The 14,615-nt window shown below is 67.7% G+C and carries 14 protein-coding genes; 9 read left to right on the top strand and 5 right to left on the bottom strand.

Annotated features, from left to right (window positions below):
- Positions 1-3 precede the first annotated feature (3 nt).
- From NAV27_RS03695 to rarD, 3 genes are all read left to right on the top strand, one after another.
- The gene (locus NAV27_RS03695; protein WP_102827375.1) at positions 4-1,614 is read left to right on the top strand and encodes a M28 family metallopeptidase; all 1,611 of its coding nucleotides are present in this window, start codon (positions 4-6) and stop codon (positions 1,612-1,614) included.
- A gap of 128 nt (positions 1,615-1,742) precedes the next feature.
- Positions 1,743-5,873: an ATP-dependent RNA helicase HrpA gene (gene hrpA, locus NAV27_RS03690; protein ID WP_102827374.1), complete on the top strand. Its 4,131-nt coding sequence runs from the start codon at positions 1,743-1,745 to the stop codon at positions 5,871-5,873.
- A gap of 39 nt (positions 5,874-5,912) precedes the next feature.
- Entirely contained in the window at positions 5,913-6,815 is a 903-nt protein-coding gene (gene rarD / locus NAV27_RS03685) for an EamA family transporter RarD (RefSeq protein WP_043295998.1), read from the top strand.
- Between the two features lie 16 nt (positions 6,816-6,831).
- On the opposite strand, the gene NAV27_RS03680 is transcribed toward rarD, so the two are convergent.
- A complete protein-coding gene (locus NAV27_RS03680) occupies positions 6,832-7,416 on the bottom strand; it encodes a nitroreductase family protein (protein ID WP_003286951.1) in 585 nt (194 codons plus the stop codon).
- Between the two features lie 147 nt (positions 7,417-7,563).
- Between NAV27_RS03680 and NAV27_RS03675 the strand changes: the two genes are divergently transcribed.
- Positions 7,564-7,953 carry a GFA family protein gene (locus NAV27_RS03675; protein WP_003286950.1) on the top strand — a complete coding sequence of 130 codons (390 nt, stop codon included), beginning with the start codon at positions 7,564-7,566 and terminating at the stop codon, positions 7,951-7,953.
- A gap of 17 nt (positions 7,954-7,970) precedes the next feature.
- Here the strand turns inward: NAV27_RS03675 and NAV27_RS03670 are convergent, their stop codons facing one another.
- From NAV27_RS03670 to NAV27_RS03655, 4 genes are all read right to left on the bottom strand, one after another.
- A complete protein-coding gene (locus NAV27_RS03670) occupies positions 7,971-8,450 on the bottom strand; it encodes a VOC family protein (protein WP_003286949.1) in 480 nt (159 codons plus the stop codon).
- Between the two features lie 114 nt (positions 8,451-8,564).
- Positions 8,565-9,530 carry a ribonuclease Z gene (locus NAV27_RS03665; RefSeq protein ID WP_102827373.1) on the bottom strand — a complete coding sequence of 322 codons (966 nt, stop codon included), beginning with the start codon at positions 9,528-9,530 and terminating at the stop codon, positions 8,565-8,567.
- Between the two features lie 116 nt (positions 9,531-9,646).
- Positions 9,647-10,069 carry a VOC family protein gene (locus tag NAV27_RS03660; protein WP_003286946.1) on the bottom strand — a complete coding sequence of 141 codons (423 nt, stop codon included), beginning with the start codon at positions 10,067-10,069 and terminating at the stop codon, positions 9,647-9,649.
- A gap of 170 nt (positions 10,070-10,239) precedes the next feature.
- Positions 10,240-10,794 (bottom strand): COG3904 family protein, encoded by a 555-nt coding sequence (locus tag NAV27_RS03655; RefSeq protein WP_102827372.1) that lies wholly within the window; start codon positions 10,792-10,794, stop codon positions 10,240-10,242.
- Positions 10,795-10,922: 128 nt separating this feature from the next.
- On the opposite strand from NAV27_RS03655, the gene NAV27_RS03650 reads away from it, so the two are divergent.
- The 5 genes from NAV27_RS03650 (at position 10,923) to NAV27_RS03630 (ending at position 14,349) form a co-directional block, all read left to right on the top strand.
- Positions 10,923-11,051, top strand: coding sequence for a hypothetical protein (locus NAV27_RS03650; protein ID WP_256055287.1), 129 nt, complete (start codon positions 10,923-10,925; stop codon positions 11,049-11,051).
- A 266-nt stretch (positions 11,052-11,317) separates the two neighbouring features.
- Positions 11,318-12,409 carry a 3-deoxy-7-phosphoheptulonate synthase gene (locus tag NAV27_RS03645; protein WP_102827371.1) on the top strand — a complete coding sequence of 364 codons (1,092 nt, stop codon included), beginning with the start codon at positions 11,318-11,320 and terminating at the stop codon, positions 12,407-12,409.
- 183 nt (positions 12,410-12,592) lie between these two features.
- Entirely contained in the window at positions 12,593-13,264 is a 672-nt protein-coding gene (locus NAV27_RS03640) for a DNA-3-methyladenine glycosylase I (RefSeq protein ID WP_102827370.1), read from the top strand.
- A gap of 58 nt (positions 13,265-13,322) precedes the next feature.
- Positions 13,323-13,688, top strand: a complete 366-nt coding sequence (locus NAV27_RS03635; protein WP_102827369.1) for a DUF2946 domain-containing protein — start codon at positions 13,323-13,325, stop codon at positions 13,686-13,688.
- A gap of 106 nt (positions 13,689-13,794) precedes the next feature.
- Positions 13,795-14,349 (top strand): putative natural product biosynthesis protein, encoded by a 555-nt coding sequence (locus NAV27_RS03630; protein ID WP_102827368.1) that lies wholly within the window; start codon positions 13,795-13,797, stop codon positions 14,347-14,349.
- Positions 14,350-14,615: the final 266 nt, after the last annotated feature.

Genomic DNA, 14,615 nt, shown 5'->3' with positions numbered 1-14,615 from the left:
CCCATGCACAAGAACAACAACGCACTACGGGTAGTCGCTTCTCTCGCAATGGCCTTTACCGGCGCGGCTTTCGCCGCACCACCGGTGGAGACCCAACGTTTCGATGATTTCTGGAGTCCCGGCAAACCGGATGCCTCGGTCTGCCGCTCGCCGTTGATGGTCGGCACACCGCTCGGTCTGCCGCGCTGTCTGCAGGCCGGCAACGTACTCAAGCACCTGCAAAGCCTGCAGGACATCGCCAGCCTCAACGACGGCAACCGCGCTTCCGGCCTGCCGGGCTACCAAGCCTCGGTGGATTACGTGCGCAGCAAGCTGGAGCGCGCCGGCTACCGGGTGCGAGTACAGGCCTTTCCCTTCCTCGCCTTCTACCCGACCGGCCCCGGCGTGCTCAATGCGCTGGCGCCGCAGCAGCAGAACTACGTCTGGGAAGAGGACTTCACCTACCTGGAGCAGAGCGATCCCGGCACCGTCACCGCCCAGGTGGTAGCGGTGGACGTCGCGCTCGGTGCCGGCAACACCTCCACCAGCGGTTGCGAGGCAGAAGACTTCGCCGGCTTCCCCGCTGGCGCCATTGCCTTGATCCAGCGCGGCACCTGCGCGTTCGGCCAGAAGGCCACGTTGGCCGCCGCGGCGGGAGCATCCGGCGTGGTGATCTTCAACCAGGGCGATACCGAGGACCGCAAGGGCCTGATGGGCGCCACCCTCGGTGCGGATTACGCTGGCGGCATTCCGGTGCTGTTCGCCACCTACGACAACGGTGCGGCCTGGGCGCAGACCGCCGGCTTGCAATTGAGCATGACGGTCGACGTGATCCGCGAGCAGACCGAAACCTACAACGTCCTGGCCGAGACGCGTCGCGGCAATCCGGACAACGTGGTGATGGTCGGCGCGCACCTGGACTCGGTGGCCGAAGGCCCCGGCATCAACGACAACGGTTCCGGCAGCGCAGCATTGCTGGAGATGGCGCTGCTGATGAGCAAGGCCCATCCGTTGAACAAGGTGCGCTTCGCCTGGTGGGGCGCGGAGGAATCCGGTCTGGTCGGTTCGACCCATTACGTCACGCAGTTGCCGGACGAGGAAAAGCGGCGCATCAAGGCCTACCTCAACGCCGACATGATCGGCTCGCCGAACTTCGCCAACTTCATCTATGACGGCGACGGTTCGGACTTCGGCCTGCAGGGCCCGCCCGGCTCGGCAGCCATCGAGCGGCTGCTGCGTGCGTACTTCGATCTGCGCAACCAGCCTTCCGAAGGCACGGAAATCGACTTCCGTTCCGACTATGCGCAGTTCTTCGAGGATGGCATCGCCTTTGGCGGGCTGTTCACCGGCGCCGAGGACGTGAAGAGCGAGGCCCAGGCGCAGCGCTATGGCGGTGCGGCAGGACAGGCGTTCGACCCGTGCTATCACAACGAGTGCGACAACCTCGCCAACATCTCCAGCGAAGCCCTCGAGCTGCACGGCGATGCGCTGGCCTTCGCCACCAGCTGGCTGTCGCTGTCGACCAAGGCCATCGATGACGAGATTGCCGCCGCGGCCAGCGCCGCCCAGGGTGCCACGACCCTGCGTGCGCAGAAGGTGCAGGAGAAATCCCGCTGGGGTCTCTGGCTGCGCTGATCGTCTGAGCGTCTGACCACCGCGCCGGTTCGCCGGCGCGGTGCGATTGAAGGGCTGTCGGCTCGTCGTTCGGCACCGTGCGAAATCTGCGACAATCGCGCCCTTCACGAATTGCCCCACGGCTGTCCATGACCGACGCAACGCCCGCCTTCAATACCCTGTTCAACAACCTCGACCAGACCTTCAGCGCCGACCGCCATCGCCTGCGCCGGCAGCTGCACGAGCTGCGCAAGAAGCCCGATGAAGGCAAGCTCGCCCAGTGGCTGGAGCGCTTCCAGGCCTCGGTGGCCAAGGTCGAGGCGCGTCGGCAGAGCGTACCGGCGATCCGTTACGACGACGCCCTGCCGATTGCCGCCAAGCGCGACGAGATCAAGGCCGCGCTGGAAAAGCACCAGGTGCTGGTGATCGCCGGTGAAACCGGTTCGGGCAAGACCACCCAGTTGCCGAAGATCTGCCTGGAGATCGGCCGTGGCGTGAATGGCCTGATCGGCCATACCCAGCCGCGCCGGCTGGCCGCGCGCAGCGTGGCGACGCGGGTGGCGGAGGAGCTGGGCGCGCCGCTGGGCGAACTGGTGGGCTATCAGGTGCGCTTCGAGGATCAGAGCACCGAGCGCACGCTGATCAAGCTGATGACCGACGGCATCCTGCTGGCCGAGACCCAGCACGACCGCTTCCTGGAAAAGTACGACACGATCATCGTCGACGAGGCCCATGAGCGCTCGCTGAACATCGATTTCCTGCTCGGCTTCCTGAAAACGCTGCTGCCACGCCGGCCGGACCTGAAGGTGATCATTACCTCGGCGACCATCGATCTGGAGCGCTTCAGCAAGCATTTCAATGGGGCCGGCCTTCCGGATGCGCCGATCATCGAGGTGTCCGGGCGTACCTACCCGGTGGAGACCTGGTACCGCCCGCTGGCCGCCGAGACCGACGAGGACGGCAACCGGGTCGAGGACGATCTGACCGTCGATCAGGGCATCCTCGCGGCGCTGGACGAGATCGCCGCTCACGAGAAAAGCGTCGGCCAGCGCCCGGGCGACGTGCTGGTGTTCCTCCCCGGTGAGCGCGAGATCCGTGATGCCGCCGAGATGCTGCGCAAGGCCAACCTGCGCCTGACCGAGGTGCTGCCGCTGTATGCGCGCCTGACGCCGGCCGAGCAGCAGAAGATCTTCCGTCCGGCAGCCGGTCGCAAGATCGTGCTGGCCACCAACGTCGCGGAAACCTCGCTGACCGTGCCGGGCATCCGCTACGTGATCGACTCGGGCACCGCGCGCATCAGCCGCTACAGCTACCGTGCCAAGGTTCAGCACCTGCCCATCGAGGCGGTGTCGCAGGCCAGTGCCAACCAGCGCAAGGGCCGCTGCGGCCGAGTCGAGCCGGGCATCTGCATCCGCCTGTACAGCGAGGAGGATTTTCTCTCCCGCCCGGCGTTCACCGATCCGGAAATCCTGCGCACCAACCTCGCCGCGGTGATCCTGCAGATGCTGCACCTGCGCCTCGGCGATATTCAGGATTTCCCCTTCATCGAGCCGCCGGACGGCAAGGCCATCAGCGACGGCTTCAACCTGCTGCAGGAGCTCTCGGCGGTCAACCGCGAGAACCAGCTGACGCCGTTGGGCCGCCAGCTGGCGCGCCTGCCCATCGATCCGCGCCTTGGCCGCATGCTGCTGGAGGCCGCGCGGCTTGGCAGCCTGGGCGAAGTGCTGATCGTCGCCAGCGCACTCTCGGTGCAGGACGTGCGCGAGCGCCCGGCCGACCGCCAGCAGGCGGCGGATCAGGCCCACGCACAATGGAAGGACCCGGATTCGGACTTCGCCGCGCTGATCAACCTCTGGCGCGGCTTCGAGGAGCAGCGCCAGGCGCTGGGCGCCAACGCGCTGCGCAGCTGGTGCCGCAAGCACTTCCTCAACTACCTGCGTCTGCGCGAGTGGCGCGATGCGCACCGGCAATTGCTGCTGATCGCTCGCGAGCTCAAGCTCGGCGCGGGTAAGGCGGTGGATGGCTCCGGCCATCCACCCTACGCCAAGGGCAAAACCGATGCCCCGGACGGCCACGTCGGCAAGCATCGTAGGGTGGAAGACGGCGCAGCCTCTTCCACGCGTCCGGCCGATTCCGCCTCCCAACCCGCGCCCACCAAGGACACCAAGGTCAACGCCATCGTCCGCCAGCAGCACGAAGCCAGCGAGGCCGCGCAGAAGGCCAAGAGCTACGCCGCCGTGCACCAGGCGATCCTCGCCGGCCTGCTCAGCCAGATCGGTCACAAGACCGAGGACGGCGATTATCTCGGCGCGCGCCAGCGGCGCTTCTGGATACATCCGGGAAGCAGCATCGGCCGCAAGAAGCCGCAGTGGGTGATGGCCGCCGAACTGGTGGAAACCACCAAGCTGTTCGCGCGCATGGTGGCCAAGATCGAACCGGACTGGATCGAGCCGCTGGCCGGCCACCTGATCAAGAAGAACCACTTCGAGCCGCACTGGGAGAAGAAGCGCGGCCAGGTGGTGGCCTACGAGCAGGTCACGCTCTACGGGCTGATCGTGGTCGGCCGCCGCCCGGTGCACTACGGGCCCATCGACCCGCCCGCGGCGCGCGAGCTGTTCATCCGCGAAGGCTTGGTGCGCGGCGAGATCAACAGCCGTGCCCGCGCGCTGGCGGCCAACCGCGAACTGCTCGAACGCATGGACGAGCTGGAGGCCAAGGCGCGGCGTCGCGACATCCTCGCCGACGAGGAAACCCTGTTCGGCTACTACGATGCGCGCCTGCCAGCGGACATCTACCAGACCGCCAGCTTCGAGAACTGGTATAAGCGCGAGAGCCAGAAGAACCCGCAGCTGCTGGTCATGCGCGAGGAGGACGTGCTCGCCCGCGAAGCCAGCGAGGTCACCGCCGCGCAGTACCCGGACCACCTGCGCATCGGCGAGCTGCAGTTGCCGCTGGAATACCACTTCGAACCCAACCACCCGCGCGACGGCGTAACCCTGCGCGTGCCGGCGCCGCTGTTGCCGCAACTGCGGCGCGAACGGCTCGACTGGCTGGTGCCGGGGTTGATCGAGGCCAAGGCGGTCGCGCTGGTGCGCGGCCTGCCGAAGGCGATCCGCAAGAACTTCGTGCCGGTGCCGGACTTCGTCGGCGCGGCGCTTTCCAAGATCGCGTTCGGCGAAGGCGCCTTGCCCGAGGCGCTGGGCCGCGAGCTCACCCGCATGACCGGCGCCCGCGTGTCGGACGAGGCCTGGGCCGAGGCCGCTGCCGGGCTGGAAAACCACCTGAAGATGAACATCGAGGTGGTCGATGCGCGCGGCAAGTTCCTCGGCGAAGGCCGCGACCTGGCCGAGCTGACGGCGCGCTTCGCCGAGGCCAGCCAGGCCGCCCTGGCGCCGCCGCAGCAGAAGGCCGAACAGAAGCCGGTCGAGGCCAAGGGTTTTGCCCAGGTCGCTGAAAAGGCCCAGGCGAAGATGGCGGGCTTGTCGATGACCGTCTACCCGGCGCTGGTGGAAGAGGCTGGGGTGGTCAAGGAAGGGCGCTTCCCGACCCAGGCCGAGGCCGAGTGGCAGCACCGCCGCGCCCTGCAGCGCCTGTTGTTGCAACAGCTGGCGGAACCCGCCAAGTACCTGCGCAACAAGTTGCCGGGCCTTACTGAGCTCGGCCTGCTCTACCGTGACATGGGCAAGGTCGATGCACTGGTCGAGGACGTCCTGCTGGCCAGCCTGGACAGCTGCATTCTCGATGGCGAGGTCGCGCTGCCGCGTGACGGCGCCGCACTGGCGTCGCTGGCCGAGCGCAAGCGCGGCGACTGGACCGCGCATGCCGAACGGCTGGCGCGCCTGACGCTGGAAATCCTCAAGCACTGGCACGGCCTGCAGAAGCGCTTCAAGGGCAAGATCGATCTGGCCCAGGCGGTGGCGCTCAACGACATCAAGGCGCAGCTGGGCAACCTGGTCTATCCGGGCTTCGTCCGCGAAACGCCGGCCGAGTGGCTGAAGGAATACCCGCGCTATCTCAAGGCCATCGAGCAACGCTTCGAGAAGATCGGCGCGCAGCTGCAGCGTGATCGCGTCTGGTCCGGCGAGCTGGGCGGCTACTGGGAGCAGTACCAGGCGCGGCTGCACAAGCACCAGCAGGAGGGCAAGCGCGACCCGCAGCTGAGCCAGTACCGCTGGATGCTGGAGGAGTACCGCGTCTCGCTGTGGGCCCAGCAGTTGGGAACCCGGATGCCGGTATCGGACAAGCGCCTAAACAAGCAGTGGAGCCAGGTCGAGCCCTGATCGCCGGGGCGACCGTTCCACGCAGATGCCGGGAGGCTCATGCACACTCACAACAGCCTGCCCGGCGTGCTCAGTTCGCTCGGTGCATCGGCACTGTTCGCCACGCTCTACTACTACACCACGTTGCTGCAGCCGCTGGATGGCCAGCAGGTGTATGGCTGGCGCATCCTGCTGACCGCGCCGTGTCTGGCGTTGCTGCTGCTCGGTTTCGGGCGCCTGAGCGAGGTGCGTGCGATTCTGGCGCGGCTGCCCGCCGAGCCGCGGCTGTGGCTGGGCTTGCCGCTGTCCTCGGCGCTGGTTGGCGTGCAGCTGTGGCTGTTCATGTGGGCGCCGATCAACGGTCATGGGCTGGATGTTTCGCTCGGCTATTTCCTGCTGCCGCTGGCCCTGGTGCTCACCGGACGACTGCTGTTCGGCGAGGCGATCAGTCGGCTGCAACGGCTGGCCTGCCTGCTGGCGGCCGTTGGCGTCGGCAACGAACTGCTGCGGGCGTCGTCGTTGTCCTGGCCGGTGCTAGTGGTCGCGCTCGGCTATCCCGGCTACTTCGCCCTGCGCCGCTGGATCGGTACCGCCAACCTCGGCGGTCTGTGGCTGGACCTCGTCATCAGCCTGCCGGTCGCCGCCGCGTTCGCCCTGGCCGATGGCGAGACGCTGCGCCAGGTGGCCGCGAGCCCGCGCCTGCTGGTACTGATCTTCGGTCTAGGTGCGCTCAGCGCGGTGGCGCTGGCGCTGATGATCATCGCCGGCAAGCGCCTGAATCTTGCCCTGTTCGGCCTGCTCAGCTACGTCGAGCCGGTGTTGCTGGTGGTGGTGTCGCTGTTGCTCGGCGAAAGCATCGCGCCGCAGCAATGGCTGACTTACGGCGCGATCTGGCTGGCCATCGCGGTGTTGGTGCTGGAAGGGCTGCGGGCGCTGCGCAAGATGGGCAAGCGCGCCGCCTGATCCCGACGCTGCGCGCTCAGGCCATCGGTCCCTCGAACACCCAGCCCGCCTGCGGGTTGCGGTCGCTGGCCTGCTCGCGGGCCTGCAGCGCCTCGGGCAGGGCGCTGGCGTCGCCGCGCTGGCCGATGGCGACGAAGGCGTGGATCGCCACATTCGCCGGTAGCCGGAGATAGCGTCGCGCGCGTTCGGCATCGAACCCGCCCATCGCGTGGGTGGCCAGCCCCATGTCGTAGGCCTGCATGGCGAGGCTCATCCAGGCCGCGCCGGTATCGAAGGCATGGCTGGGGAAGGGCTGTTCCGCGCCGTCAGCAGCCGTACGGGTGCTTTGCGACAGCACCGCCACCAGTGCGCCGGCATGCCGCGCCCAGGCCTGATTGGCCGGCACCAGCAGGGCGACGAAATCCTCGAAGTGCGGCGTGCCGGCGAGCGCGTAGCAGAAACGCCACGGCTGGAAGTTGTAGGCCGAGGGCGCCCAGCGGGCCGCCTCGAACAGCGAGCGCATCCGCGCTTCGCTCAGTGGCTGGCCGTCGAAGGCGCGCGGCGACCAGCGCGCGGTGAAGGACGAGGCGATGGGGTGCTGGGCCTGGCGTGCGTTGCTCATGGATGCTCCTGGCGAAGGGTGGAGAACCGATTTAACCGGCGAAACCCGTCCGGTGCCAGCACCACGGCTCGATGGTCGGCTCGGCGCGCAATCCGCCCGGCGAGTGCTAGCGTTCATGGCTGACCTACTCGATTGCAGGAGCGCGGCATGGATCGATTCACCGGCGGCTGCCTGTGCGGCAGCGTGCGCATCGTGGCCTCCGGGCGGCCCTATCGGGTCGGCCTGTGCCATTGTCTCGATTGCCGCAAGCACCACGGCGCGCTGTTCTACGCCGCGGCGATCTTCCCGCAGGCGGCGGTGAGCATCACGGGCGAGACGCATGAGTACGCCGGGCGGCACTTCTGCCCGCGTTGCGGCTCGTCGGTGTTCGCCCACAGCGCGGACGAGATCGAAGTAAGCCTTGGCGCACTGGATGCGCCCGACCAGCTGACGCCCACCTACGAAAGCTGGACGCTGCGCCGCGAAGCCTGGCTGCCGACGTTCCCGCTCGCGCATCGCTACACACGTGATCGCGACGGGAACGGGCGAGAGGAATAGCGCGGTGGTCGTGTCGGTCAACCGGCCAGCGCTGCCTCGATGGCTGCGATGTCGATCTTCCGCATCGTCATCATCGCCTCGAATGCGCGCCGCGCCGCCGCGCCATCCGGATGGGCGATGGCGGCCGTCAGCGCGCGCGGTGTGATCTGCCACGACAGTCCCCAGCGGTCCTTGCACCAGCCGCACTCGCTTTCCTGACCGCCATTGCCGACGATGGCGTTCCACAGGCGATCCGTTTCGGCCTGGTCGTCGGTGGCCACCTGGAACGAGAACGCCTCGCTGTGCGGGAACGCCGGCCCGCCGTTCAGGCCCAGGCAGGGAATGCCCATCACCGTGAACTCGACTGTCAGCACATCGCCCTGTTTGCCCGCCGGATAGTCCGCCGGCGCGCGATAGACGGTGCCGACAGCGCTGTCGGGAAACGTCCTGGCATAGAAGGTCGCCGCCTCCAGCGCGGCGCCGTCGTACCACAGGCAGATCCGGTTCTTGCTGCTCATGCGGGTTCTCCGGGAAGGCGTTATCGATGCCCCGCCACAGCCTAGACCGACATCGAGCGCAGAGTGCGACGGCGAGCATGAACCCGATGAACGAGCCACCGGATTCGGTACCGGTCAGGTCGGCTCCACCTCGTGCAGGACGCCGTCCTTGCCCAGGCGCAGCCGCAGGAAGTCCCGCGCCAGAAACAGCTGGCCGTGATACGCCGTGGCCGCTTCCTGGCGGATCTCCTCGATGGAATGTCCGCGCTGCGAGCCGGGCTGGTAGCGCGCGCTGAAGTGCGTCAGCACCAGGTTCGGCACCTCGGCCTGCTGCGCGAAGGCCGCTACCTGAGCGGCGCTGCTGTGGCCGAAGGTATTGCCGCTGGTTTCGACCAGCGTCTGGCTATACGTCGCTTCGTGCACCAGCACCTGAGCGCCGCGGCAGGCCTCGGCAAGCAGCGGCGGACGGTCGTTGTCGCCGCCAATGACGACGCGCCGCGGCGCGCGGGTGAAGCTCAGGTAGTCCTCACTGCGCAGCGTTCGACCTTCATGTTCGAGGTCGAAGCCGCGTGCCAGCTGCCCCCAGAGCGGGCCGCGCGGAACGCCGTCGCGCTCCAGCCGCTCGATGTTCAAGCGCGGGTCCGGGCGCGCCTCGGTGAAGCTATAGCCGTAGCAGGGCACGCGATGGGACAGCGCGGTTGCCGCGACGCGCATGTTCAGGCTGCGCCACTCGCCGAGGCTTTCGACGGCATGGAAGGCCAGCTCATAGCCCAGCCAGGCGTGGCTCATGCGCAGCGTCGCCTGCAGCCAGTCGGCGATACCCGCCGGGGCGATGATCTCCAGCGGGTGCCGGCGGCCCATCATGCCGGCGCTGGCGAGCAGGCCGGGCAGGCCGTAGCAATGGTCGCCATGGACATGGGTGATGAAGATCGCGCGCAGGTCGTGCAGCGACAGCGGCATGCGCAGCAGGCGGTGCTGCGTGCCTTCGCCGCAGTCGATCAGGTACCAGGCCTTGCCGGCGTCCTCCTGCAGGGCCAGGCCGGTGACGTTGCGCGCCCGGGTGGGCGTGCCGGAGGAGGTGCCGAGAAAGACCAGATCCACAGCGCGTGCGCTCCTCGATTCACGGGGCGGCCGGAGGCCGGCGACGGACAGGGGCCATCGCGACGCGCAGTCTATGCGCCTGCGCCGGTGACGCAAGTCTCACCGGCATGTCGGCCTCAGGGGTGTTCGCAGTTGACCATCCAGGACACGCCGAAGCGATCGGTGAACATGCCGAAGCGTTCGGCCCAGAAGGTCTTTTCCATCGGCATGACGACCTGGCCGCCGGCAGACAGCCCAGCGAACAGGCGCTCGCCCTCGGCCACGCTGTCGGGATGCAGGCTGATCGAGCAGCCCTTGATGCCCTCGTACGTGCCGCTGCCGCAGTCCATGCCGGGCATGGTGTCGGACGCCATCAGCCGGTAGTCATCGAGCGTCAGACAGACGTGCATGATCCGTTCGCGATGCTCGGCGGGAAAGTGCTCGGCTTCGGGTGCCTGGGCGAAGGTCATCATCTCCAGCGTGCCGCCCAGCACCTGCTGGTAGAAGGTGAAGGCTTCGCGGGCCTGACCGTCGAAGGTGAGATAGGTGGAAAGTTTCATGTCACGCTCCTTGGCGCAATCGTTCAGAGGAGCCGGTTCGCGCGGGCTCGTTCGTGGGACTGGAAAAAGCCTAGACGGACATGCGGCGATTGCCGCCGGCTCCGATCACCGGTCGAACGCGGCCTGTGCGCCGTGACAGCCTGGCGCGGTGATCGCCTGGAGAGGGCGGATCACTTGAGGCGATAGCGCGCCAGATCGCGCGGTTTGAGCACGCGCAGCTGCCCGGGGTTGAGCAGTTGTATGTCGAGCGCCAGCAGCGGGTCGACGCCCATGTCGCGCAGGTAGTTCTGCGGTGTGCGGCGCGGCTGCTGGCCGACCGCCAGCGCCGATTCGCCGCTCGGCAGATAGGGCCGCTGCAGCGCGACGTGGCCACGCACGGTGCGCTGGCGGCCCGCGGCCAGCAGGTAGATGCAACTGCCCTGGCAGATCGCCTCGGGCGGCACCAGCGCGTCGAAGCCGGTTTCGCGCAGCAGGTAGCCCATGCGCATCGCCTCGGGCGTGCTGCCGCCGATGTTGTCGAGGATCAGCAGCTTGCGCGCGTACTTGCCGGGATGCGCGGCGATGCCGCGCAGCAGCGCCTGATAGTCGCCGGGAGCGACCTGCTCGGTGACGCGCGCGACGAGAACCTTGCCCTGGGTCTGATGCTCCACGGGCATGACCTCCACCTGCGCCGAAACGCAGCCGGCATACAGGGCGAAGGCGCAGAGCAGGGCGGGACGGAGCATGTGACGGGCGTTCCTGGCGTGACGGAGGTGGCGAAGATACCGATCACGCGCGGTTTCGCCTACCGGAACACGCAGGTTGAAACCTGCCGTGACGCTGGAGTATGGTTCGGACACTTCTGGAGATAAGCATGCCGCTCAGCCTCGACCGTTCTGCCCTCGCTCATACCGCCGCCGCTCGCGTCGCGGTGCTGCGTGCGCGGCTGGTCGTCGCTGCCGGTTATTACTTTGGGTACTGGTTTAGCCACGGGCGCGCCTGATACCCCACAGGCGCCCTAGCAAGCAGGGTCGCCACCAGACAGTTTTCGAACCCCCGGTCGGCCACCCGACCGGGGGTTTTGTTTTTTCGGCCGCCAACGGCCCAACGTCACGAGGAATGCAGCATGACCACTTACTACCGCACCGATCGTTATTACCGCTACGACTGGCGATTTAGCCGCTTCGACGCCTGCCTGACACCACTCGAACGAACACACGACTAGCGCCGTCGCGGCCTTGCCGCGCCGGCAGAAGGAATCGCCCGATCATGAATGCATCCGCCACTGCCCAGAACGCCGCCCTCCCACTCGCCCTTGGCGACTGCGCGGCCGACCCACTCCCTCGCCGTCGCAGCGCCCAGCCGTTGCCCAGCCCGGCCCTACTGCGCCAGCGCCTGCCGCTGAGCGACACGCTCGCCGCACGTATCCAGACCGATCGCAACGCCATCCGCGCCGTCCTCGATGGCCATGACCCGCGCCTACTGGTGGTGGTCGGCCCCTGCTCGTTGCACGATCCGGCCGCGGCGCTGGAATACGCCGAACGCCTGGCCGAGCTGGCGCGCGAGCTCGACGACCAGTTGCTGCTGGTGATGCGCACCTACGTGGAAAAGCCGCGCACCACGGTCGGCTGGAAAGGGCTGGTCTACGATCCGCATCTGGACGGTAGCGGCGACATGGCCGAAGGCCTGCGGCTGTCGCGTCGGTTGATGCTGGACATCCTGGCCTGCGGCCTGCCGATCGCCAGCGAATTGCTGCAACCGCTGGCCGCCGGCTACTTCGACGATCTGCTGGGCTGGGCCGCCATCGGTGCGCGCACCAGCGAGTCGCAGATTCACCGCGAACTGGTCAGTGGTCTGGATCTGCCGGTGGGCTTCAAGAACGGCACCGAAGGCAGCCTGGGCATCGCCTGTGACGCCATGCGTTCAGCGGAACATCCGCATCAGCACTTCGGCATCGACGATCTCGGCCATCCGGCGTTGCTGCAGACGCGCGGCAATCCGGACACCCATCTGGTGCTGCGCGGCGGCCACGCTGCGCCCAACTACGACGCGGGCAGTGTCGGCGCCGCTCGCCGCGCACTGGAAAAGCAGGGCATCGCGCCGCGCATCATGGTCGATTGCAGCCATGCCAACAGCGGCAAGGACCCGCTGCGCCAGCCGGCGGTGCTCGACAGCGTGCTGAGCCAGCGCCTGGCCGGCGACACCAGCCTGCGTGGGGTGATGCTGGAGAGCCATCTGTTCGACGGCTGCCAGCCGCTTTCCGGCGAGCTGCGCTACGGCGTCTCGATCACCGATGGCTGCCTGGGCTGGAGCGGAACCGCACAACTGTTGCGCGAGGCCGCCGGGCGGCTGCGCGACTGAGGTCTGGCGGGCGCTCACGGTGGAAAATCCCTTCGCGAGTTTTCCACCCTACGGCGCAGCGGATGCTTTGTCGGCGGGCAATTTCGGCGCGCCTGGTTCGCCCGGCGGCTGGATGCTCCAGTTGCAGCCGCTCACTATCCTCGGCACCCTTTGCCGTCGCTTGCCCAACCGAAAGGCCCATCCATGCATGACTACAAATGGCTGCACGAATACTGCCTCAACCGCTTCGGCTCGGCGGCGGCGCTGGAAGCGCGTCTGCCGCAACCGAGCAGTGCCGAGGCGTTGCGCGCGGTAGCCGACGACCGCTATCTGTCGCTGATCGCCCTGCGCATCTTCCGCGCCGGGCTCAAGCACAGCCTGGTGGATGCGAAGTGGCCCGCTTTCGAGCAGGCGTTCTTCGGCTTCGATCCGCACAAGGTGGTGCTGATGGGCGGCGAGCACATCGAGCGGTTGATGCAGAACACCCAGCTGATTCGTCATCTGGGCAAGCTCAAGAGCGTGCCGCGCAATGCCCAGTTCGTCCTCGACGTGGCGAAGGAGAAGGGCAGTTTCGGCAACCTGCTCGCCGACTGGCCGGGCAGCGACATCGTCGGTCTGTGGCGCTACCTGGCGCGGCACGGCAGCCAGCTCGGTGGGGTCTCCGCGCCGCGTCTGTTGCGCATGGCCGGCAAGGACACCTTCGTGCCGAGTACCGATGTGGTGGCCGCGCTCAAGGCGCAGGGCATCATCGACAAGGCACCCACCAGCCAGCGCGACCAAGCCGCGATGCAGGCCGCTTTCAATCAGTGGCAGGCCGAAAGCGGTCGGCCGCTGTGTCATCTCTCGGCGATGCTGGCGTACACCGTCAACCACTGAGGCGGTTGCGACGGTTTGGCGCAGCCGGGCCGGCGGGCGGTGGTGCTAAAGTCGAAACATGACCATCGTCAAGAATTACCGCCAGCTGATCGGCTGCCTGCTGCTGGTCAGCCTGCTGTTCAACGGCTTCGCCTGCAGCCTGCAGCATGCCTCGCACGTCGGCTTCGAACTGGCGATGGGGCAGGGGCTGTTCTGCCTCAGCGACGATGGCGACTTCGCGCCGGGCGACCTTGGCGGCGATCCCGTCGCCGCCCTGACACTGCCGTTCGATTGCCCGCTGTGCAGCTCATTGTTCGTCGCGCTTGTTGCGCTGTTCGGACTGATCTGGCCCGGTCGGCGCACGCCGCTCAGCATTCCGCTGCGGCGCGCCGAGCGTCTCGGACCGCGGCATCACTGGCCCACGCTCAACCCTCGCGCGCCCTGAATCGTCCTGACTGACCACTGAACCGCCCGGCCGCAGCCTTCTGTGCGCTACGGGGTGGGCCTCTGCCGGCGCGAGCTGGCGGCACCTCAGCTCAGGACCATTCAGCATGACCGTGATGGAACGCTTCACCCGCACCGAGAATCGCGCCAGCCCCTGGCTGCCGTTCCCGGACTATCCCAGCAATGCCCGTAACTTCGTGCACCTGGACGCCAAGCTGCTGCCGTACTGGCACGCCCTGTTCGATGTCTGCCCGCGGCTGCTCAAGCTCGACCCACCGGACGGCCTGACACTCTTTCGCGACTTCATGACCTGGGCCTATCGGTGCCAGCTCGCGCTCGACTGGACCTTCCATCTGAGCGCCTGCCGCTGGCTGCTGACCTCGCGTTACCGCGAGCGGATCGACGCCGAGGATATCGAGGCGATGATGCTGGCCGCGGCGGCGCGCTGGGCCGGGACCGATGACAGCGCCGCGCTGGGCATCGTGCTGGGCTGGCAGGGCAGCGCCGACAGGGTGTTCGACTGGAAGCCCCGCGTGCAACGCAGCGCCCGCATTCTTCCGGCCGAGCTGGAAGAGCTGCCGCCGCCGCCCTGGGATTTCGCCTGGAGCCCGCTTTCGAGCACCGCCGGCAACGGTTTTCGCCGCTGGTTGCGGGTGCCGTGAGCGCGACAGTCTGCCGCGCGGGCCGTCCGTGCGATGCGGAAACCGAGGCTCGCAGGGAAATCGTCGCCCGCCGAGCCGGCCAGCAGCGCTGCGCGTTATGCGCCAAGGGCTACGCTGAACAAGCGAGACGGCAAGCGCCTAGGCGCCGCAACACCCGGGGGCTGAGGCAAGCCGTCGCAGTTGTGAGGGCTCCGGCGGAGCGGGACACTTCTTCCGACTCTCTCGCGTTGGGTTTGCGGCTGTGCCGCTGCCCGCCGTCATCGAGA

It is taken from the genome of Stutzerimonas degradans (assembly GCF_024448505.1).
Taxonomy (GTDB): Bacteria; Pseudomonadota; Gammaproteobacteria; order Pseudomonadales; family Pseudomonadaceae; genus Stutzerimonas; species Stutzerimonas degradans.
The sequence above is the reverse complement of the archived record's forward strand: the minus strand, read 5'-3'. Positions and strand labels throughout refer to the sequence as shown.

Coding starts and splice junctions, on each gene's coding strand:
- hrpA (WP_102827374.1), top strand. CDS start 1,743: ATGACCGACGCAACGCCCGCCTTCAATACCCTGTTCAACAACCTCGAC.
- NAV27_RS03630 (WP_102827368.1), top strand. CDS start 13,795: ATGACCGTGATGGAACGCTTCACCCGCACCGAGAATCGCGCCAGCCCC.
- NAV27_RS03635 (WP_102827369.1), top strand. CDS start 13,323: ATGACCATCGTCAAGAATTACCGCCAGCTGATCGGCTGCCTGCTGCTG.
- NAV27_RS03640 (WP_102827370.1), top strand. CDS start 12,593: ATGCATGACTACAAATGGCTGCACGAATACTGCCTCAACCGCTTCGGC.
- NAV27_RS03655 (WP_102827372.1), bottom strand. CDS start 10,794: ATGCTCCGTCCCGCCCTGCTCTGCGCCTTCGCCCTGTATGCCGGCTGC.
- NAV27_RS03645 (WP_102827371.1), top strand. CDS start 11,318: ATGAATGCATCCGCCACTGCCCAGAACGCCGCCCTCCCACTCGCCCTT.
- NAV27_RS03695 (WP_102827375.1), top strand. CDS start 4: ATGCACAAGAACAACAACGCACTACGGGTAGTCGCTTCTCTCGCAATG.
- NAV27_RS03660 (WP_003286946.1), bottom strand. CDS start 10,069: ATGAAACTTTCCACCTATCTCACCTTCGACGGTCAGGCCCGCGAAGCC.
- NAV27_RS03650 (WP_256055287.1), top strand. CDS start 10,923: ATGCCGCTCAGCCTCGACCGTTCTGCCCTCGCTCATACCGCCGCCGCT.
- rarD (WP_043295998.1), top strand. CDS start 5,913: ATGCACACTCACAACAGCCTGCCCGGCGTGCTCAGTTCGCTCGGTGCA.
- NAV27_RS03670 (WP_003286949.1), bottom strand. CDS start 8,450: ATGAGCAGCAAGAACCGGATCTGCCTGTGGTACGACGGCGCCGCGCTG.
- NAV27_RS03675 (WP_003286950.1), top strand. CDS start 7,564: ATGGATCGATTCACCGGCGGCTGCCTGTGCGGCAGCGTGCGCATCGTG.
- NAV27_RS03680 (WP_003286951.1), bottom strand. CDS start 7,416: ATGAGCAACGCACGCCAGGCCCAGCACCCCATCGCCTCGTCCTTCACC.